This is a genomic window from Pseudomonas sp. GW821-FHT09C08 (assembly GCF_059418125.1).
In genome coordinates this window covers 163,728-183,702 of record NZ_JBWKPG010000007.1, presented here as the reverse complement: position 1 = coordinate 183,702, position 19,975 = coordinate 163,728, and the positions used below count along the sequence as shown (strand labels likewise).

Annotated in this window: 16 protein-coding genes; 13 read left to right on the top strand and 3 right to left on the bottom strand. The window is 60.1% G+C overall.

All coding sequences use genetic code 11. The annotated features are described in order from the left end of the window. Positions 1 to 73: 73 nt before the first annotated feature. The 9 genes from AC07OJ_RS23550 to AC07OJ_RS23510 all read left to right on the top strand — a co-directional run bounded on the left by AC07OJ_RS23550 (position 74) and on the right by AC07OJ_RS23510 (position 12,676). Positions 74 to 1,675: an ABC transporter substrate-binding protein gene (locus tag AC07OJ_RS23550; protein WP_106805162.1), complete on the top strand. Its 1,602-nt coding sequence runs from the start codon at positions 74 to 76 to the stop codon at positions 1,673 to 1,675. 258 nt (positions 1,676 to 1,933) lie between these two features. Further along, complete coding sequence (locus AC07OJ_RS23545; protein ID WP_065900641.1) at positions 1,934 to 3,562, top strand: ABC transporter substrate-binding protein; 1,629 nt, start codon at positions 1,934 to 1,936, stop codon at positions 3,560 to 3,562. 305 nt (positions 3,563 to 3,867) lie between these two features. Beyond that, positions 3,868 to 5,472, top strand: a complete 1,605-nt coding sequence (locus AC07OJ_RS23540) for an ABC transporter substrate-binding protein (RefSeq protein WP_065900636.1) — start codon at positions 3,868 to 3,870, stop codon at positions 5,470 to 5,472. A 171-nt stretch (positions 5,473 to 5,643) separates the two neighbouring features. Further along, positions 5,644 to 7,038, top strand: coding sequence for an OprD family outer membrane porin (locus AC07OJ_RS23535; RefSeq protein WP_495095301.1), 1,395 nt, complete (start codon positions 5,644 to 5,646; stop codon positions 7,036 to 7,038). 80 nt (positions 7,039 to 7,118) lie between these two features. Further along, positions 7,119 to 8,717 (top strand): ABC transporter substrate-binding protein, encoded by a 1,599-nt coding sequence (locus AC07OJ_RS23530; RefSeq protein WP_106805164.1) that lies wholly within the window; start codon positions 7,119 to 7,121, stop codon positions 8,715 to 8,717. Between the two features lie 76 nt (positions 8,718 to 8,793). Then, a complete protein-coding gene (locus tag AC07OJ_RS23525; protein WP_017739471.1) occupies positions 8,794 to 9,804 on the top strand; it encodes an ABC transporter permease subunit in 1,011 nt (336 codons plus the stop codon). A gap of 10 nt (positions 9,805 to 9,814) precedes the next feature. Beyond that, complete coding sequence (locus AC07OJ_RS23520; protein WP_027604858.1) at positions 9,815 to 10,726, top strand: ABC transporter permease subunit; 912 nt, start codon at positions 9,815 to 9,817, stop codon at positions 10,724 to 10,726. Positions 10,727 to 10,736: 10 nt separating this feature from the next. Beyond that, complete coding sequence (locus AC07OJ_RS23515) at positions 10,737 to 11,705, top strand: ABC transporter ATP-binding protein (protein ID WP_024073411.1); 969 nt, start codon at positions 10,737 to 10,739, stop codon at positions 11,703 to 11,705. After that, the gene (locus AC07OJ_RS23510; protein WP_025856265.1) at positions 11,705 to 12,676 is read left to right on the top strand and encodes a peptide ABC transporter ATP-binding protein; all 972 of its coding nucleotides are present in this window, start codon (positions 11,705 to 11,707) and stop codon (positions 12,674 to 12,676) included. The genes AC07OJ_RS23515 and AC07OJ_RS23510 overlap by 1 nt, the downstream gene beginning before the upstream one ends. A gap of 129 nt (positions 12,677 to 12,805) precedes the next feature. Here the strand turns inward: AC07OJ_RS23510 and AC07OJ_RS23505 are convergent, their stop codons facing one another. From AC07OJ_RS23505 to AC07OJ_RS23495, 3 genes are all read right to left on the bottom strand, one after another. Continuing rightward, positions 12,806 to 13,072 carry a hypothetical protein gene (locus AC07OJ_RS23505; RefSeq protein ID WP_065900632.1) on the bottom strand — a complete coding sequence of 89 codons (267 nt, stop codon included), beginning with the start codon at positions 13,070 to 13,072 and terminating at the stop codon, positions 12,806 to 12,808. Between the two features lie 97 nt (positions 13,073 to 13,169). Further along, the gene (locus tag AC07OJ_RS23500; RefSeq protein WP_065900630.1) at positions 13,170 to 13,427 is read right to left on the bottom strand and encodes a hypothetical protein; all 258 of its coding nucleotides are present in this window, start codon (positions 13,425 to 13,427) and stop codon (positions 13,170 to 13,172) included. A 768-nt stretch (positions 13,428 to 14,195) separates the two neighbouring features. Further along, positions 14,196 to 15,779, bottom strand: a complete 1,584-nt coding sequence (locus tag AC07OJ_RS23495; RefSeq protein WP_065900628.1) for a peptide chain release factor 3 — start codon at positions 15,777 to 15,779, stop codon at positions 14,196 to 14,198. A 331-nt stretch (positions 15,780 to 16,110) separates the two neighbouring features. On the opposite strand from AC07OJ_RS23495, the gene AC07OJ_RS23490 reads away from it, so the two are divergent. From AC07OJ_RS23490 to AC07OJ_RS23475, 4 genes are read left to right on the top strand one after another with little or no spacing between them, the layout of a single operon-like run. Further along, positions 16,111 to 16,827: an ABC transporter permease gene (locus AC07OJ_RS23490; RefSeq protein ID WP_106805167.1), complete on the top strand. Its 717-nt coding sequence runs from the start codon at positions 16,111 to 16,113 to the stop codon at positions 16,825 to 16,827. A 20-nt stretch (positions 16,828 to 16,847) separates the two neighbouring features. After that, positions 16,848 to 17,741, top strand: a complete 894-nt coding sequence (locus AC07OJ_RS23485) for a glycine betaine ABC transporter substrate-binding protein (protein WP_495095300.1) — start codon at positions 16,848 to 16,850, stop codon at positions 17,739 to 17,741. An 11-nt stretch (positions 17,742 to 17,752) separates the two neighbouring features. Further along, complete coding sequence (locus AC07OJ_RS23480; protein WP_065900622.1) at positions 17,753 to 18,406, top strand: ABC transporter permease; 654 nt, start codon at positions 17,753 to 17,755, stop codon at positions 18,404 to 18,406. Further along, positions 18,403 to 19,560, top strand: coding sequence for an osmoprotectant ABC transporter ATP-binding protein OsmV (locus tag AC07OJ_RS23475; RefSeq protein ID WP_495095299.1), 1,158 nt, complete (start codon positions 18,403 to 18,405; stop codon positions 19,558 to 19,560). Before AC07OJ_RS23480 ends, AC07OJ_RS23475 begins: the two co-directional genes overlap by 4 nt. Positions 19,561 to 19,975 lie beyond the last annotated feature (415 nt).

Sequence of the window (19,975 nt, the reverse complement as noted above, 5' to 3'; positions counted from 1 at the left end):
AGAACGGCGGTAACCTCGGTTACCGCCGTTTTCGTTAGGACAGCGTTAGTTTCCTGCCACTTCAGGGGTCTCCATGGAAAGAATTGCTTTCAAACCGCTCCTCCTTGCCGCAGGCCTGCTGGCCTTTATGCCGATGGCCCACGCGGCCAGCACCCTGGTCTATTGCTCCGAAGCCAGCCCCGCCGGCTTCGATCCCAGCCAGTACACCAGCGGCACCGATTTCGATGCCTCTGCCGAAACTGTATTCAACCGTTTGACCCAGTTCAAGCGAGGCGGCACCGAAGTCGAACCTGGCCTGGCGACGAGCTGGGATGTCTCCAAAGACGGCCTGACCTACACCTTCCACCTGCGCGATGGCGTCAAGTTCCACACCACCGATTTCTTCACCCCTACCCGCGACTTCAATGCGGATGACGTGCTGTTTACCTTCAATCGCCTGCTCGATGCGGACAGTCCGTTTCGCAAGGCCTACCCCTCCGAGTCGCCGTATTTCACCGACATGGGGTTGAACACCACGATCAAAAACGTCGAAAAACTCGACGAACACACCGTGCGCTTCAACCTCAACAATGTGGATGCCTCGTTCGTGCAGAACCTGGCCATGAGCTTTGCTTCGGTGCAGTCCGCCGAATATGCCGCCCAACTGCTGAAACAAGGCAAAGCCGAAGACATCAACCAGAAGCCCGTGGGTACCGGGCCGTTCGTGTTCAAGCGCTACCAGAAAGACTCGCAGATTCGCTACGTGGCGAATAAACAGTACTGGAAGCCCGAGGATGTGAAGCTCGACAACCTGGTGTTCGCCATCACCCCGGACGCCGCCTCGCGCCTGCAGAAGCTCAAGGCCGGTGAGTGCCAGGTCAGCGGTTACCCGCGCCCTGCCGACATCGACGTGATGAAACAGGACCCCAACCTGCGCGTGCTACAGCAAGCCGGTTTCAACCTGGGCTTCCTGGCCTACAACGTGACCCACCCGCCGCTGGACCAGCTCAAGGTGCGCCAGGCCCTGGACATGGCCATCGACAAGCCGGCGATCATCAAGGCCGTGTACCAGAGCGCCGGGCAATTGGCGCAGAACGCGTTGCCTCCGGCGCAGTGGTCTTATGACCCGAACATCAAGGATGCGCCCTACGATCCGACCAAGGCGCGGGCGCTACTAAAAGAAGCAGGGGTTGCACCGGGTACGACCATCAACTTGTGGGCGATGACGGTCCAGCGTGCCTCCAATCCGAATGCGCGCATGTCGGCGCAGATGATCCAGCAGGATTGGGAAAAGGTCGGCATCAAGGCCAATATCGTCAGCTATGAGTGGGGCGAATACATCAAGCGCGCCAAAAATGGCGAGCACGACGCGATGATTTATGGCTGGACGGGCGACAATGGTGACCCGGATAACTGGCTCGGCGTGCTCTACAGTTGTGCTGCGGTCAAGGGCAGCAACTACGCAAAATGGTGTAACCCGGCGTACGACAAACTGGTCCAGGAAGCGAAGGTCAGCAGCGACCGCGAGCAGCGCATCAAGTGGTATCAACAGGCGCAAAAAATACTTAAGGAACAAGTACCTATAACGCCTATTGCGAATTCGACGGTTTTCCAACCGCTGCGCAAGGAAGTGCGCGACTTCAAGATCAGCCCGTTCGGCCTGACGCCGTTCTACGGCGTGAGTCTAGATAAGTAACAGCAGCGCCCCAACCGAGTGCGCTAGACGCCTCGGCTGGGCTTTTTTGGTGCGCCTGTTGCACCGAAAAAACCCTCGAAATAGACGCAATTGTGTAGAAACTTTCATAATTGCGACATTCCTGTACGTTCGTACCACTGTTTCAGCCTCGCAACGGTTCAGCATCTTGCAATGGGTATGGCGCCTGCATAAGTATCCGCAGGCCGACTCACGAGGTCGCCCTCACCACCAAAAATGACAACAAATCATGAGGCCAATATGCTTAAACACGCAGTCCTTCCGTTATTAGTGAGCGCTGGCCTTATGGCCGCGGCCCCTTTCGCCCATGCGGCGACTAACCTGGTGTTCTGCTCCGAAGGGAGCCCGGCTGGTTTCGATCCAGGCCAGTACACCACCGGAACAGACTTCGATGCTTCGGCCGAAACCATGTTCAACCGCCTGACCCAGTTCGAACGCGGCGGCACCGCTGTGATTCCTGGGCTCGCCACCAGCTGGGACGTGTCCCCGGATGGCCTGACGTACACCTTCCACCTGCGCGACGGCGTCAAGTTCCACACCACCCCGTACTTCAAGCCGACCCGTACCTTCAATGCCGATGACGTGCTGTTCACGTTCAACCGCATGATCAACAAGGACGACCCGTTCCGCAAAGCCTACCCCACCGAGTTCCCGTACTTCACGGACATGGGGATGGACACCAACATCAAGAACATCGAGAAAGTCGATGACCACACCGTCAAGTTCACCCTTGGCACCGTGGACGCCGCTTTCATCCAGAACCTGGCCATGAGCTTCGCCTCGGTCCAGTCCGCCGAGTACGCAGCCCAACTGCTGAAGAACGGCACGCCGCAAGACATCAACCAGAAGCCGATCGGCACCGGTCCGTTCGTGTTCAAGAGCTACCAGAAAGACTCGAACATTCGCTACACCGGCAACAAGGACTACTGGAACCCTGCCGATGTGAAGATCGATAACCTGATCTTCGCCATCACCACCGACCCGTCGGTGCGTATCCAGAAGCTCAAGAAAAACGAATGCCAGATCACCTTGTTCCCGCGTCCGGCCGACCTCAAGGCGCTGGGCGAAGACAAGGACCTGAAACTGCCGCACCAGGCCGGTTTCAACCTGGGCTACATCGCCTACAACGTCATGGACAAGGTCAAGGGCAGCGACCAGCCGAACCCACTGGCAGACCTGCGCGTGCGCCAGGCGCTGGACATGTCGGTGAACAAGCAGCAGATCATCGACTCCGTGTACCAGGGCGCGGGCCAACTGGCCGTCAACGCCATGCCGCCAACCCAGTGGTCGTATGACACCACCATCAAGGATGCCAAGTACGACCCTGAGAAAGCCAAGGCGCTGCTCAAGGAAGCGGGCATCAAGGAAGGTACCGAGATCGTGCTGTGGGCCATGCCGGTCCAGCGTCCGTACAACCCGAACGCCAAGCTGATGGCTGAAATGCTGCAGAACGACTGGAAGAAGATCGGTCTGAACGTAAAAATCACCAGCTATGAGTGGGGCGAGTACATCAAGCGCTCCAAAGGCGGCGAGAACCAGGCCATGATCATTGGCTGGAGCGGTGACAATGGTGACCCGGACAACTGGCTGAACGTGCTGTTCGGCTGCGACTCTCTGGCCGGTAACAACTTCTCCAAATGGTGCGACAAGAAATTCGATGGCATCGTGAAAGAAGCCAAGGCTACCTCGGATGTCGCCAAACGCACCGAGCTGTACAAGCAGGCGCAACATATCCTCAAAGATGCAGTCCCGATGACACCTATCGCGCACTCGACGGTGTATCAACCCATGCGCACCACCGTGCAGGACTTCAAGATCAGCCCGTTTGGCTTGAACTCCTTCTACGGCGTGAGCGTAAGCGGCAAGTAAGGATCACTGACGGCGACGTTTCATAACGTCGCCGTTATTGCATCCGCCTGGACCGTAGGAAACAGACCACGTTCGCAGTCGTTGCCTCCTACAGCAACGCACTGCGATACGCAGCTCTTTTGCCTACAAGGTCAGTCCGATTTTGCGCATTTACTGCGAAGTCCGCGACCCATAACGTCGTAGGACAGCAGAGGCTGCAATCTGGGAAAGGCACTTGCTGTGTGTGGGATCAGTGATGTCTCCCTGGCCGCAAGGCCTGGGTGATTGCTCGCTGATGACAACTACAAACAAGGATCGGGATCGTCATGCGCCATACCACCGTTCTATCCGCAATTTTCGGCACCAGCCTGCTGGCTGTCGCCACGCTGGGCCAGGCCGCCGACAAGAAGAGCCTGGTGTTCTGCTCCGAAGGCAGCCCGGCAGGGTTTGACACTGCGCAATACACCACCGCCACCGACAACGATGCGGCCGAGCCGCTGTACAACCGCCTGGTTGAATTTGAGAAGGGCGCGACTAATGTCGTACCTGGGCTGGCGACCAAGTGGGATATTTCCGAAGACGGCTTGACCTACACCTTCCACCTGCGTGAAGGGGTGAAATTCCACAGCAACAAGGAATTCAAGCCGACGCGCGATTTCAACGCGGACGACGTGCTGTTCACCTTCAACCGCATGCTTGACCCCGACCATCCGTTTCGCAAGGCCTACCCCACCGAGTTTCCGTACTTCAACGGGATGAGCCTGAACAAGAACATCGCCAAGGTCGAGAAAACCGGCCCGTACACTGTGGTGATGACGCTGAACACGGTCGATGCTGCCTTCGTGCAAAACATCGCCATGAGCTTCGCCTCGATCCTGTCGGCCGAATACGCCGACCAGTTGCTCAAGGCCGGCAAACCCAGCGACATCAACCAGAAGCCGATCGGCACCGGACCGTTCGTGTTCCAGCGCTACCAGAAAGATTCGCAGATCCGTTATGCCGGCAACAAACAGTACTGGGACCCAAGCAAGGTCAAGCTCGATCAGTTGATCTTCGCCATCAACACCGACGCCTCGGTGCGCGTGCAGAAGCTCAAGGCCGGCGAATGCCAGGTCACCCTGCACCCGCGCCCGGCGGACGTGGAGGCCCTCAAGGCCGACCCGAACCTGCAACTGCTGACCAAGCCTGGCTTCAACCTCGGCTATATCGCCTACAACGTGCGCCATAAGCCGTTCGACCAGCTCGAAGTGCGCCAGGCGCTGGACATGGCGGTAAACAAGCAGAGCATCCTGAATGCCGTGTACCAGGGCGCGGGCCAATTGGCGGTCAACGCCATGCCGCCGACGCAGTGGTCCTACGACGACACCATCAAGGACGCCGCCTACAACCCGGAAAAGGCCAAGGAACTGCTCAAGGCTGCCGGTGTGAAGGAAGGCACCGAAATCACCCTGTGGGCGATGCCGGTGCAACGGCCGTACAACCCCAACGCCAAGCTGATGGCCGAGATGCTGCAAAGCGACTGGGCCAAGATCGGCCTCAAGGTCAAGATCGTCAGCTACGAGTGGGGCGAATACATCAAGCGCACCAAGAACGGTGAGCACGATATCAGCCTGATCGGCTGGACCGGCGACAACGGTGACCCGGACAACTGGCTGGGCACCCTCTACAGCTGCGACGCCATCGGCGGGAACAACTACTCCATGTGGTGTGACCCGGCGTACGACAAGCTGATCAAGCAAGCCAAGGTCGTCACCGACCGAGAACAAAGGACTGTTCTGTACAAACAGGCGCAGCAACTGCTCAAGCAGCAGGTGCCGATCACGCCGGTCGCCCACTCGACGGTCAACCAGCCGTTAAGCGCCAAAGTCGAAGACTTCAAAGTGAGCCCCTTCGGCCGCAACGTGTTCTCGGGCGTCAGTATCAACCCATAAAAAAATAACCGGATGCAGGGGAGCGAAACTCGCTCTCCGGCAAACGTGCAGCCTTTTGTTGGGAATTTTCCTACGGCAAACGTTTGCAATAGCTTGAACGAGTTACACACCCAATAGCCGGATCACCAAAAAAGACCGGCATAAAAAAGAGAACCAAAGGAGCTTCAACCCATGAAACTGAGCAGCAAAGCGCTTCTGGCCCTGGCCATCAGCAGCATCACGGCTACCGCCTTCGCTGAATCCGCCAGCCAGGAATTCGTCCCCACCACACTGGCCGGCACCAGCGCTCAAAGCGAGGCCAAAGGCTTTATCGAAGATTTCAGCCTGGGCGGCACCACGCGCAACTGGTACTCCCACGAAAGCAAATACCGTGGCGGCACCTTCGAATACAAGAAGAACGGTGTAACCCGTACCGACCGTAACCGTACCAACTGGGTACAGGGCACCATCATCAACGGCAGCTCGGGCTTCACCCAAGGCACCGTAGGCGTCAAGACCGAATTGGCGGTCTACAACGCGCTGGTCCTGGACCGTAACAAGCGTGACATCAAGGGTGGTTCCAACCGTACCCTGGCTGACTCCGACGGTGATGCAGTAGGCCAGTGGAGCAAACTGGGCCTGGCCAACGTGCAGTTCCGCGTATCGAACACCACGTTGACCGCCGGTCGTCAGAACTTCAGCAGCGGCATCGTCGACACCATCGGCAACCGTGCACTGCCATCGAGCTTCGAAGGTGTGAGCTTCAACAGCGAAGAATTCAGCAACCTGTCGTTCCAGGGCGGCGTGTTTGACCGCGTTTCGCCACGTACCGAACAGAGCCTGTCGAAATTCCGTACCGAATACGGCAATGGCGCGGAGACCGATAAGGTGTCCACCCTGGGCCTGAACTACCAGCCGCTGAAAAGCCTGAAAGTCAGCGTCTTCGGCGCTAACGTGAAGGACTTCTGGAACCAGTACTACTTCGGCGCAACCCACGATCTGGGCGATGCACAGCAACTGGCGCTGACCACCGGTTTCAACTATTACAAAACCGTCGATGAAGGCAAAAAAGAGATGGGGAAAATCGACAACGATACCTTCTCCCTGTCCCTGGGCCTGGCTCACCAGGCTCACAGCCTGACCTTCTCCTACCAGCAAGTGAACGGTAACGAGTACTTCGATTACCTGCACGAAACCAACGGCATCTACCTCGCCAACTCCCTGACCTCTGACTTCAACGGTCCGAACGAGAAATCCTTCCAGATCGCCTACGGCATCAACATGGCCGAATACGGCGTGCCAGGTCTGAAGTTCAACGCCTACTCGGCGCGCGGCTGGGACATCGACGGTACTCACTACACCGGCAACAACGGCCGGGCCAAGTTCGCCTACGACGGCATCCAGAAACAAGACGGCGAAAAACACCAGGAATACGGTGTAGGCGCTTCTTACGCCATCCAGAGCGGCGCTCTCAAGGCCACCACCGTGCGCGCAACCTACGTTGAGCACCGTGGCAGCGAGTTCCAATCCGACGGCAGCATCAAAGAATTCCGTCTGGTCACCACCATCCCGTTCAACATTCTTTAATTAGCACCAGGTAAACGGCGGGCTCAGGACGAGCCTGCCGTCTACGCTTGTCTGGTCCCATCGATTGCAGAGGGCTCTGAATGAAAATGCTCCCGCTACAAGCCGCCATTGCCGCTGCGCTGTTGAGCGTGGCGATCGGCGTTTCGGCCAAACCGCTGGTAGTCTGCACCGAAGCCAGCCCGGAAGGCTTCGACCCGGTCCTGTACACCACGGCCGTCACCGCTGATGCCGCCGCTGAAACCCTGTTCAACCGCCTGGTGGACTTCAAGCCCGGCACCACCGAAGTGATCCCCGCGCTGGCCAAAGACCTGCCGCAGATCAGCGCCGATGGCCTGACCTACACCTTTCACCTGCGTGACGACATCAAGTTCCACACCACCGACTACTTCAAACCCACGCGCAACATGAACGCCGACGACGTGCTCTGGAGCTTCCAGCGCCAGCTGGACCCGAATCACCCGTGGCATAACAAGTCCCTCGTGGGCTACCCGTACTTCGAAAGCATGGGCTTCAAGGAACTGCTCAAGAGCGTGGAAAAGACCGACGATCACACCGTCGTCTTCACCCTGACCCGCCCTGAGGCACCGTTCCTGGCCGACCTGGGCATGGCATTCTCTTCAATCCACTCGAAGGAATACGCCGACCAGTTGCTGAAATCCGGCAAGACCGAAGACCTCAACGCCAAGCCCATCGGTACGGGTCCGTTCGTCTTCAACCGTTATCAGAAAGACGCCCAGGCGCGATTCAAGGCCAACCCGGACTACTTCCGCGGCAAACCAGCAGTCGACCCGCTGATCCTGGCGATCACCACCGATAACAACGTGCGCCTGCAGAAGCTCAAGGCCAACGAATGCCAGATCGCGCTGTTCCCCAAGCCGGATGACATTCCAAGCATCAAGCAGGACCCGAACCTGAAAGTCGACGAACTGGCGGCGATGACCACCAGTTACACCGCGTTGAACACCACTCACAAATACATGAGCGATGCGCGGGTACGTCACGCGATCAACATCGCGTTCGACAAGACCGGCTATACCGAAGCCCTGTTCGGCAAAGGCAATGCGGTGGTAGGTACCGGCCCTTATCCGCCGACCTTGCTGGGTTTCAGCGACAAACTGAAGAACCCGCCCCGCGACCTGGACAAGGCCCGCGCCCTGCTCAAGGAAGCCGGCGTACCGGAAGGCACCGAGTTCACCCTGTTCACCCGTAACGGCGGCGGCCCGACCAACCCCAACCCGATGCTCGGCGCCCAGCGCATGCAGGCGGATCTGGCGCAGATTGGCCTGAAGATCAACATCAAAGTCATGGAATGGGGCGAGATGCTCAAGCGCGCCAAGAACGGCGAGCACGACATGGTTTCGGCTGGCTGGGTCGGTGACAACGGCGACCCGGACAATTTCCTGACCCCAAACCTGAGTTGCGATGCTGCGAAAAACGGCGAAAACTACGCCCGCTGGTGTAACAAAGAGTTTCAAGACTTGATCGACAAGGCACGCGCCATCGCTGAACCCGGCCAGCGCGCTGCACTCTATGAACAAGCACAGGACGTTTTCGAGAAGGACCAACCATGGCTTCCCATGGCTTACCCGAAACTGTTCACCGCCATGCGCAAGAACGTAGAAGGCTTCACCCAAAGCCCTCTGGGGACAAATAACTTCGCCACCACCCAGGTGAAGTAAATAAGAAAAACGCTCGGCGCCTTCGCTATTGAAGGCGTCGAACCTGCCTAACCGGCTGATTGAGGTACACAACAAGATGTTTAGTTTTATTGCCCGCCGACTGGGGTTACTGATCCCCACGTTTTTCGGCATCACGTTGCTGACGTTTGCGTTAATTCGCATGATCCCTGGCGACCCCGTAGAAGTCATGATGGGCGAACGCCGCGTCGATCCCGAGATGCACGCACAGGCAATGGAACGCCTTGGCCTTAACAAGCCGTTGTATGCGCAATACCTGGACTATGTCGGCAAGCTCGCCCAGGGCGACCTTGGCGAATCGCTGCGCACCCGCACCAGCGTGTGGACCGAGTTCACCGCGCTTTTCCCGGCGACCCTGGAACTGTCCATGGCCGCCCTGTTGTTCGCCGGCATCCTGGGCCTGCTGGCCGGGGTGATCGCGGCACTCAAGCGAGGATCCCTGTTCGACCATGGGGTGATGGGCATCTCCCTCGCGGGATATTCGATGCCGATCTTCTGGTGGGGCCTGATCCTGATCATGTTCTTCTCGGTAAGCCTGGGCTGGACCCCGGTATCCGGGCGTATCGACCTGCTCTACGACATCGAGCCGCGCACCGGCTTCATGCTGATCGACACCCTGCTGGCTGACGAGCCGGACGCGTTTTTCGACGCCCTGCACCACCTGATCCTGCCGGCCATCGTGCTGGGCACCATCCCGCTGGCGGTGATTGCGCGGATGACCCGTTCGTCGATGCTCGAAGTGCTGCGCGAAGACTACATCCGCACCGCCAAGGCCAAAGGCCTGTCGCCGGCGCGCGTGGTGTTCGTGCACGGCCTGCGTAACGCGCTGATCCCGGTACTGACCGTGGTCGGCCTGCAAGTCGGCACCCTGCTGGCCGGTGCGGTCCTGACCGAAACCATCTTCTCGTGGCCCGGCATCGGCAAATGGCTGATCGAAGCCATTGGCGCGCGGGACTACCCGGTGGTGCAGAACGGCATCCTGTTGATCGCCTGCCTGGTGATCCTGGTGAACTTCGTGGTGGATATCCTCTACGGCTTCGCCAACCCACGCATCCGTCACCAGCGCTGAGATCATGACCATGACCACACCTACTCAAGTGTCAGCAGTCGATCAGAGCCTGCTGTACCCGTCCCCGTACAAAGAATTCTGGCAAGCCTTTTCCAAGAACAAAGGCGCGGTTGCCGGCCTGCTGTTCATGTTGCTGATCGTGTTCTGCGCGATCTTCGCCCCCTGGGTGGCCCCGCATAACCCCAGCGAGCAATACCGTGACTTCCTGCTGACCCCGCCATCGTGGCTGGAAGGCGGGCAGATCCAATTCCTGCTCGGTACCGATGAACTCGGCCGTGACCTGCTTTCGCGCCTGATCCAGGGCTCGCGCCTGTCCTTGCTGATCGGCCTGTCGTCGGTGGTGATGTCGCTGATCCCGGGGATCCTGCTGGGGCTGTTCGCCGGGTTCTTCCCGCGCTTGCTCGGCCCGACCATCATGCGCCTGATGGACATCATGCTGGCCCTGCCGTCGCTGCTGCTGGCGGTTGCCATCGTCGCGATCCTCGGCCCTGGCCTGATCAACACCGTGATCGCGATCGCCATCGTGTCGCTGCCGTCCTACGTCCGCCTGACCCGCGCTGCGGTGATGGGCGAGCTGAACCGTGACTACGTGACCGCCGCCCGCCTCGCCGGTGCCGGCCTGCCGCGCCTGATGTTCATCACCGTGCTGCCCAACTGCATGGCACCGCTGATCGTCCAGGCCACCCTGAGTTTCTCTTCGGCGATCCTCGATGCCGCGGCCCTGGGCTTCCTCGGCCTTGGCGTCCAACCGCCAACCCCTGAGTGGGGCACCATGCTGGCTTCGGCCCGTGACTACATCGAACGCGCCTGGTGGGTGGTGAGCTTGCCTGGTTTGACCATTTTGCTCAGCGTGCTGGCAATCAACTTGATGGGTGACGGCCTGCGCGACGCGCTGGACCCGAAACTCAAGAACGCCGCCTGAGGAGATTCCCATGTCACTGTTAGAAATCAAGAATCTCAACGTGCGCTTCGGCGACAAGACCGCCGTACCGGTGGTCGATGGCCTCGACATCTCCGTCGACAAAGGCGAAGTACTGGCAATCGTTGGCGAGTCGGGCTCGGGTAAATCCGTGACCATGATGGCGCTGATGGGCCTGATCGAGCACCCCGGCATCGTCACCGCCGACGCGCTGAACTTCGACGGCAAGGACATGCTCAAGCTGAGCAACCGCCAGCGCCGCCAGATCGTCGGCAAGGACCTGGCAATGGTGTTCCAGGACCCGATGACCGCGCTGAATCCCAGCTACACCGTGGGCTTCCAAATTGAAGAAGTACTGCGCCTGCACCTGAAGATGTCCGGCAAGCAAGCGCGCAAGCGGGCCATCGAGCTGCTCGAAAAGGTCGAAATCCCAGGCGCTGCCAGCCGTATGGATGCCTACCCGCACCAACTGTCCGGCGGGATGAGCCAGCGTGTGGCCATCGCGATGGCAATTGCCGGCGAGCCGAAACTGCTGATCGCGGATGAGCCGACCACCGCCTTGGACGTCACCATTCAAGCGCAGATCATGGACCTGCTGCTGGCCCTGCAGAAAGAGCAGAACATGGGCCTGGTGCTGATCACCCACGACCTCGCCGTCGTGGCCGAAACCGCCCAGCGCGTGTGCGTGATGTACGCCGGCCAGGCCGTGGAAGTCGGCCAGGTGCCGCAACTGTTCGATATTCCGGCGCATCCGTACAGCGAAGCGCTGCTCAAGGCGATCCCCGAGCACAGCCTCGGCGCCACGCGCCTGGCCACGCTGCCGGGTATCGTGCCCGGCCGCTATGACCGTCCGCAGGGTTGCCTGCTGTCGCCACGCTGCCCGTATGTGCAGGAAAGCTGCCGCCAGACCCGCCCGGGCCTGGACCCTAAATCCAACAGCCTTGCACGCTGCTTCTACCCCTTGAACCAGGAGGTGGCGTAATGGCCGTCGTTCTTACCGCCCGCGACCTGACCCGTCACTACGAAGTGTCCCGTGGCCTGTTCAAGGGCCACGCCACCGTGCGTGCCCTCAATGGAGTGTCCTTCGAGCTGGAAGCCGGCAAGACCCTCGCCGTGGTAGGCGAGTCGGGTTGCGGCAAGTCCACCCTGGCCCGTGCACTCACGCTGATTGAAGAGCCGTCTTCGGGCTCGTTGAAAATCGCCGGCCAGGAAGTCGCCGGTGCCGACAAAGCCCAGCGCAAGCAATTGCGCAAAGACGTGCAGATGGTGTTCCAGAGCCCGTACGCCTCGCTGAACCCTCGGCAGAAAGTCGGTGATCAACTCGGCGAGCCGCTGTTGATCAACACCAACCTGTCCGCTGCCGAACGCCGCGAGAAAGTGCAGGCGATGATGAAGCAGGTGGGCCTGCGCCCCGAGCATTACCAGCGCTACCCGCACATGTTCTCCGGTGGCCAGCGCCAGCGCATCGCCCTGGCCCGGGCGATGATGCTGCAGCCCAAGGTGCTGGTGGCGGACGAGCCGACCTCGGCACTCGACGTGTCGATCCAGGCCCAGGTGCTCAACCTGTTCATGGACCTGCAGCAGGAGTTCAACACTGCCTACGTGTTCATCTCCCACAACCTGGCGGTGGTGCAGCATGTGGCCGACGACGTGATGGTGATGTACCTCGGTCGCCCGGTGGAAGTGGGCCCCAAGGAAGATATCTACGCCCGCCCCTTGCACCCCTACACCCAGGCGCTGCTGTCGGCGACCCCGACGATTCACCCGGACCCGAACAAGCCGAAGATCAAGATCGTCGGCGAGCTGCCCAACCCGCTGAACCCGCCGCCGGGCTGCGCGTTCCATAAACGCTGCCCGTATGCGACCGCGCGATGCAGCACCGAAGAGCCGCAATTGCGGGCGCTGGATAACCGTCAGGTGGCCTGCCACTACGCGGAGCAATTCGTCGCCTGAAATCATCCGTGCCCTGCACGGAAATGATAAAGGCCCTGGGGGGTTAGCCCAGGGCCTTGCAGAAGTTGTACCGCCCCACCTGTCGGATTGCGCATCAGTCCGGCCGGCGGGGCTTTTTTTTACTTCGACTTACGTATCGCTGTCACCGTCAGCATCGGCGTCATCGTCGTCTGGTGGAGCTTGCTGGTCGTCATCATCCTTGGAGCCGCCCTGGCCTTCATCACCCGGCTCGGACTCGCTCTTGGCCAGCTGCAAGCCACCCGCCTGCGCCGTCTTCGCCGCGACAAACCCTGGGGCCTGGCTCTGCACGGCCGTACTGGCCCACGCAGAGGACGCGCCCAGCGACAACATCACCAGCACTTTCAGCAGCAGCACTAAACGTTGAAAAATACTCATGGTCGATTTCCGTCCAGTCAGTGAATCACGTGCGCCGGTGTTCGACCGTCGCTGTGAATTAAGCTAGTTCCGATCCTGGGTTTGCGCCACTCGCGCTTCAGGTATCACCGTCGTCATAGGTTTCACTGTCTTCCCCTTCGTTGTAGGGGTTTTCTGCATCCTCCTTGGGCGCCGGCTGGGCCTGTGGCTGCCAGCCGCCCGAGTTGACCTCGTTCTGCTTTTTCTTGGTCACCGGTCCGGTGTCCTTCCACTGGGGCGTGCCCGCGTCCGCCAGCGTCGAGGTGTACGCCAAGGTAGTGGACACGCCCAAGGCTCCCAGCAGCACCAGTTGGATGGCGCGTTGAGTTATACGCAAGGTCCTCTCCTGATCCGTCGGTGAGTGGGTGAAGTAGTTCAAACGCTAGACTGGATGTGGGCTTCTCGCCAATCGCCCTGACAGATGAAAATCAACGGCGGGCACCCGATTCAGCCCCCCACCCTGTAGGTGCTGAGCCAGGCACAGGAATCAGGCCTCCACAAATAAGTGTGGGAGCTGCGCCAGGCACAGGAATCAAGCCTCCACAAATAAGTGTGGGAGCTGGCTTGCCTGCGAAAGCGTTGGGTCAGCCAGCCTATTTATCACTGACACACCGCTTTCGCGAGCAAGCCCGCTCCCACATTGGAACTGCGCCAGGCACAGGAATCAGGCCACACACAATAAGTGTGGGAGCTGGCTTGCCTGCGAAAGCGCTGGCTCAGCCAGCCTATTTATCACTGACACACCGCTTTCGCGAGCAAGCCCGCTCCCACATTGGAGCTGCGCCAGGCACAGGAATCAGGCCCCACACAAATAAGTGTGGGAGCTGCGCCAGGGACAGGAATCAGGCCTCCACAAATAAGTGTGGGAGCTGGCTTGCCTGCGAAAGCGTTGGGTCAGCCAGCCTATTTATCACTGACATACCGCTTTCGCGAGCAAGCCCGCTCCCACATTGGAACTGCGCCAGGCACAGGAATCAGTCCCCACACAAATAAGTATGGGAGCTGCGCCAGGCACAGGATTCAGGCTTCCCACCTTTAGCTTTATGCCACCCACAAAAAAGGGCAAAGCCATGACAGCTTCGCCCTTCTCTTTACCACTCAGACCTTAATGATGCTCACGGGTCGCGCGGAATTTCACGTCCGGCCAGCGCTCTTCCATCAGCGCCAGGTTGACCCGGGTCGGGGCCAGGTAGGTCAGGTGGCCGCCGCCATCGACCGCGAGGTTTTCCACGGCCTTGTTGGAGAATTCCTCCAGCTTCTTCTTGTCGCTGCAATCGATCCAGCGCGCGGAGTACACGGTGATCGGCTCGTAGGAGCATTCGACCTTGTATTCCTCTTTCAGGCGGCTGGCGACCACATCGAACTGCAGCACACCGACGGCGCCAAGAATGATGTCGTTGCTGCGCTCGGGGAAGAACACCTGGGTGGCGCCCTCTTCCGCCAGTTGCTGCAGACCTTGGCGCAGTTGCTTGGATTTCAGCGGGTCACGCAGGCGTACGCGGCGGAACAGTTCCGGGGCGAAGTGCGGGATACCGGTGAAGCCCAGGGTTTCGCCTTCGGTGAAGGTGTCGCCGATCTGGATGGTGCCGTGGTTGTGCAGGCCGATGATGTCGCCGGCGTAGGCTTCTTCGAGCTGTTCACGCTCGGAGGAGAAGAACGTCAGCGCGTCGCCGATGCGCACGTCCTTGCCGGTGCGCACGTGGCGCATCTTCATGCCTTTTTCGTATTTGCCGGAGCAAATGCGCATAAAGGCGATGCGGTCGCGGTGCTTGGGGTCCATGTTCGCCTGGATCTTGAACACGAAGCCGGAGAATTTCTCTTCCACGGGCTCCACGGTGCGCTCGTTGGCCACACGGGCCAAGGGACGCGGCGCCCAGTCGACAACAGCGTCGAGCACGTGGTCGACACCGAAGTTGCCCAGGGCGGTCCCGAAGAACACCGGGGTCAGCTGGCCGTCGAGGAATTCCTGCTGGTTGAACTCATGGCAGGCGCCCTGCACCAGTTCCAGCTGGTCGACAAAGCGGTCGTACTCGTCACCCAGGTGGGCGCGGGCTTCGTCGGAATCAAGTTTCTCGATGATCTTGGTTTCGGTGCGCTCGTGACCGTGACCGGCGGTGTAGACAATGATGTAGTCGTCAGCCAGGTGGTACACGCCCTTGAAGTCGCGGTAGCAACCGATCGGCCAGGTGATCGGCGCGGCCTTGATCTTGAGGACCGCTTCGATTTCATCGAGCAGTTCGATCGGGTCGCGGATATCGCGGTCGAGTTTGTTGATGAAGCTGACAATCGGCGTATCCCGCAGACGGCACACGTCCATCAGCGCGATGGTGCGTGGCTCGACGCCTTTACCGCCGTCGAGGACCATCAGGGCCGAGTCCACCGCGGTCAGGGTGCGGTAGGTGTCTTCGGAGAAGTCTTCGTGGCCCGGGGTGTCGAGCAGGTTGACCATGTGGTCGCGATACGGGAACTGCATGACCGACGTGGTAATGGAAATACCGCGCTGCTTTTCCATCTCCATCCAGTCGGATGTCGCATGGCGGTCGGATTTGCGCGACTTCACCGTGCCGGCCACAGCGATTGCCTTGCCCATCAGCAGGAGCTTCTCGGTGATGGTGGTTTTACCGGCATCGGGGTGGGAAATAATGGCGAAAGTGCGGCGTTTCGCGACTTCGGCGGCCTGGTGGGTCATGGGAAATCGCCTGGCAGGTGAGTCAAAAAAGGGCGGCGAGTATAGCGCAAACCCAGGGTCACGGACCACCGTTCACCCCATTGGGGGTGGCTAAATGCTGCCAAGTGTGGAACCTTTTAAAAGGTAGAGACGTCCACTCCCCTGCTGCCGCACTCGTAACAGGGGCTGAAAAATCAGCAAGTTAGCCTGACGAGGCTGCGCTCATGGCTCGAATACATACCGCATTGCCGGTATCGACGAGCTGCTTTTCGCGACCCTATTCGCCGACAGCCAGGAATGGCATTGCCGCTCGGGAATGTGGTCGCCGACAAAAGAAAAAAGGAGTCCGCCTGTGGCTATTCGCTATGGCAAAGGGCTGATAGGAGGAGCGGTTGTCGTCGCTCTCCTGGCCCTGCTGGTCCACTGGATCGGCATCAACACGATCGAACTGTACCGCGACGATTTGTTGTTTTACCTGCAAGCTCATCTGATCCTCGTTCTTGTCTCCATGCTGGCCGCCCTGATTGTGGGCATCCCCGCCGGTATCCTGCTCAGTCGACCGACTATGGTCGGGCGCGCAGAACGCTTCATGCAGATCTTCAACATCGGCAACACCGTCCCTCCCCTGGCCGTACTGGCCATCGCCCTCGGCGTCCTCGGCATCGGCAGTGGCCCGGCTATCTTCGCGCTGTTCCTCGCCTCCCTGTTGCCCATCGTGCGCAATACCTACGAAGGCCTGAAAAACGTTCAAGGCTCGCTGAAAGAAGCCGCCACCGGCATCGGCATGACGCCGCGCCAGGTGCTGTTTCGCGTGGAATTGCCCAACGCCGTGCCGATCATCATCGGCGGTGTGCGCGTGGCCCTGGCGATCAACGTCGGTACCGCGCCGCTGGCCTTCCTGATTGGCGCCAACAGCCTGGGCAGCCTGATTTTCCCCGGCATAGCCCTGAACAACCAGCCGCAATTGCTGCTTGGCGCCGCGTGCACCGCGTTGCTGGCATTGCTGCTCGACGGTCTGGTGACCATGGCCAGCCGCCTCTGGCTGGAACGCGGGTTGCGTCCGTCTTAAGGCTTGGCAAAGGAAATCACATGAAAAGACTGACCCTGATATTGAGCTGCGTCCTGCTGTTTGCAGGCATTGCGCAAGCTGCCGAAAAACCGGTGATCCGCATCGGCGCCCGGGTGTTCACTGAACAGACCCTGCTCGCCGAAATCACGTCCCAGTACCTGCGCACCAAGGGCTACGACGCCCGCGTGACCGGCGGCCTGGGCAGCAACCTGGCGCGCAGTGCCCAGGAAAGCGGGCAACTGGACCTGATCTGGGAATACACCGGCGTGTCGCTGGTGGCCTACAACCACGTCGACGAGAAACTCGACAGCGAACAGTCCTACGCCCGGGTGAAAGAACTCGACGCGAAAAAAGGCCTGGTCTGGCTCTCGCCGTCGAAATTCAGCAACACCTACGCATTGGCACTCCCCGAGAACGTGGCCAAGGAATTCCCGCAGATCAACAGCATCAGCGACCTTACCCAAGCCCTTGCGGAAAAAACCAAAGGCACGCGCCTGGTCGCCCTGGACACCGAGTTCGCCAACCGTTCCGACGGCATGGCGGGCATGGTCAAGCTGTATGACATGAACCTCACGCGCAAAAACACCCGGCAGATGGACGCCGGCCTGGTCTACACCGCCCTGCGTAATGGCCAGGTGTTTGCCGGTTTGGTCTACACCACCGACGGTCGCCTGAACGCCTTCAAATTGAAGCTGCTGGAAGACGACAAGCACTACTTCCCGGACTACACCGCAGCGCCGGTGGTGCGTCAGGTTTATCTCGACGCCCACCCTGAGTTGGCCGCCGACCTCAAGCCGCTGGCCACCCTGTTCGACGATGCAACCATGCGCGAGCTGAACGCGCGGGTCGACGTCGAGCATGAAAGCCCGTCCGCCGTGGCTGCCGATTTCCTGCGCCAGCACCCACTCAACTAAGAGGAGAAGACATGGAATTCCTGAACGCCTTTTCCCATCTTGATTGGGCACAAGTCCTGCACCTGACCTGGCAGCACATCACCCTCGTGGGGATCGCCGTACTGCTGGCGATCTTTATCGGCGTGCCCCTGGGCATCCTGATGACCCGCTTCCCGACCCTGGCCGGCCCGCTGCAAGCCAGCGCCACGGTGCTGCTGACCGTGCCGTCCATCGCCCTGTTCGGCCTGCTGCTGCCGTTCTACTCCAAATTCGGCCAGGGCCTGGGGCCGATGCCGGCGATCACCGCCGTGTTCCTCTACTCCCTGCTGCCGATCATGCGTAACACCTACCTGGCCCTGACCGGCGTTGAACCGGGCATTCGCGAGGCCGCCCGCGGCATCGGCATGACCTTCGGCCAGCGCCTGCGCATGGTCGAATTGCCCATCGCCGTGCCGGTGATCCTTGCCGGTGTGCGCACCGCCGTGGTGATGAATATCGGCGTGATGACCATTGCCGCCACCATCGGCGCCGGTGGCCTGGGTGTACTTATTCTGGCCTCCATCAGCCGCAGCGACATGTCGATGCTGATCGTCGGCGCCGTGCTGGTCAGTCTCCTGGCCATCTTCGCCGACCTGCTTCTGCAATGGCTGCAACGCTCGCTGACTCCAAAAGGACTGCTCAAATGATCGAACTTCAAAGCCTGACCAAGACTTTTCAAAGCAACGGCAAGACTGTTTCCGCCGTCAACGACGTAAGCCTGACCGTCAACGAAGGCGAGATTTGCGTATTCCTCGGCCCTTCTGGCTGCGGCAAGAGCACCACGTTGAAAATGATCAACCGCCTGATCAAGCCCACCTCGGGCAAAATCCTGATCAACGGCGAAGACACTACCGACCTTGATGAAGTGACCCTGCGCCGCAACATCGGCTACGTGATCCAGCAGATCGGCCTGTTTCCCAACATGACCATCGAAGAAAACATCGTGGTAGTGCCCAAGCTGCTCGGCTGGGACAAGCAGAAATGCCATGACCGCGCCCGCGAGTTGATGAGCATGATCAAGCTGGAACCCAAGCAGTACCTGCACCGCTACCCGCGCGAGCTGTCGGGCGGCCAGCAACAGCGGATCGGCGTGATTCGCGCTTTGGCGGCCGATGCGCCGCTGCTGCTGATGGATGAGCCGTTCGGCGCGGTCGACCCGATCAACCGCGAGATGATCCAGAACGAGTTTTTCGAGATGCAGCGCGCGCTGAACAAGACCGTGATCATGGTCAGCCATGACATCGACGAAGCCATCAAGCTGGGCGACAAGATCGCCATCTTCCGCGCCGGCAAGCTGCTGCAGATCGATCACCCGGACACCCTGCTGGCGCATCCGGCCGACGAGTTCGTCAGCAACTTCGTGGGCCAGGACAGCACCCTTAAGCGCCTGCTGCTGGTGAAGGCCGAAGACGCCGCCGACAACGCCCCGTCGGTGAGCCCGGAAACCCCGGTGGCCGAGGCCCTGGAGTTGATGGACGAACATGACCGCCGCTACATGGTGGTCACCTGCGCCGAGAACAAGGCGCTGGGTTATGTACGACGTCGCGACCTGCACCGTCAGACCGGCACCTGCGGCCAGTACCTGCGCGAGTTCAACGCCACGGCGGCGTACGACGAGCATTTGCGCATCCTGCTGTCGCGCATGTACGAGTTCAACCGCTCGTGGCTGCCGGTGATGGATGCCGAGCGGGTATTCCTCGGCGAGGTGACCCAGGAGTCGATTGCCGAGTACCTGAGTTCCGGTAAGTCGCGTGGCGGCAAGACCAGCATCGTCTCCCCTGCGGAAACTGCGCTGGCCTGATAAACCTGCCTCTGTGGCGAGGGGGCTTGTCCCCCGTTGGGCTGCGTAGCAGCCCCAATGAACTCCGCGCGTTTTTTCAGACCAAATGCGGTGGCAGGATTTGGGGCCGCTCCGCAGCCCAACGGGGGACAAGCCCCCTCGCCACAAAGGCCCTCGCCGACCAGCTGTTTTCCTTGCAAATTGCCCCTCCCGGGGAACATCAATCCGTCACACCTGTCGGTTACATAAGTAGCTGCACGCCATCGCGCGACGAACGCGTGCAAAAACGCGACATTTTTAGTTGATCTATGGCCCCTCACGTCCTAAAGTTCGCGCCGAACGTCCATGCTGGAAACGATCCATCCGGCTCAAGTACTGACGACGAGACAGCAAGGCCAAGGGAAGCGGTTATTCCCATGGCCTTTTTGCTTTCGGC

Excerpts from the sequence above, each read along its gene's own strand:
- AC07OJ_RS23530 (WP_106805164.1), top strand. The coding sequence starts at position 7,119 with ATGAAAATGCTCCCGCTACAAGCCGCCATTGCCGCTGCGCTGTTGAGC.
- AC07OJ_RS23485 (WP_495095300.1), top strand. The coding sequence starts at position 16,848 with ATGAAAAGACTGACCCTGATATTGAGCTGCGTCCTGCTGTTTGCAGGC.
- AC07OJ_RS23495 (WP_065900628.1), bottom strand. The coding sequence starts at position 15,779 with ATGACCCACCAGGCCGCCGAAGTCGCGAAACGCCGCACTTTCGCCATT.
- AC07OJ_RS23510 (WP_025856265.1), top strand. The coding sequence starts at position 11,705 with ATGGCCGTCGTTCTTACCGCCCGCGACCTGACCCGTCACTACGAAGTG.
- AC07OJ_RS23520 (WP_027604858.1), top strand. The coding sequence starts at position 9,815 with ATGACCACACCTACTCAAGTGTCAGCAGTCGATCAGAGCCTGCTGTAC.
- AC07OJ_RS23545 (WP_065900641.1), top strand. The coding sequence starts at position 1,934 with ATGCTTAAACACGCAGTCCTTCCGTTATTAGTGAGCGCTGGCCTTATG.
- AC07OJ_RS23550 (WP_106805162.1), top strand. The coding sequence starts at position 74 with ATGGAAAGAATTGCTTTCAAACCGCTCCTCCTTGCCGCAGGCCTGCTG.
- AC07OJ_RS23540 (WP_065900636.1), top strand. The coding sequence starts at position 3,868 with ATGCGCCATACCACCGTTCTATCCGCAATTTTCGGCACCAGCCTGCTG.
- AC07OJ_RS23525 (WP_017739471.1), top strand. The coding sequence starts at position 8,794 with ATGTTTAGTTTTATTGCCCGCCGACTGGGGTTACTGATCCCCACGTTT.
- AC07OJ_RS23505 (WP_065900632.1), bottom strand. The coding sequence starts at position 13,072 with ATGAGTATTTTTCAACGTTTAGTGCTGCTGCTGAAAGTGCTGGTGATG.
- AC07OJ_RS23475 (WP_495095299.1), top strand. The coding sequence starts at position 18,403 with ATGATCGAACTTCAAAGCCTGACCAAGACTTTTCAAAGCAACGGCAAG.
- AC07OJ_RS23535 (WP_495095301.1), top strand. The coding sequence starts at position 5,644 with ATGAAACTGAGCAGCAAAGCGCTTCTGGCCCTGGCCATCAGCAGCATC.
- AC07OJ_RS23515 (WP_024073411.1), top strand. The coding sequence starts at position 10,737 with ATGTCACTGTTAGAAATCAAGAATCTCAACGTGCGCTTCGGCGACAAG.
- AC07OJ_RS23480 (WP_065900622.1), top strand. The coding sequence starts at position 17,753 with ATGGAATTCCTGAACGCCTTTTCCCATCTTGATTGGGCACAAGTCCTG.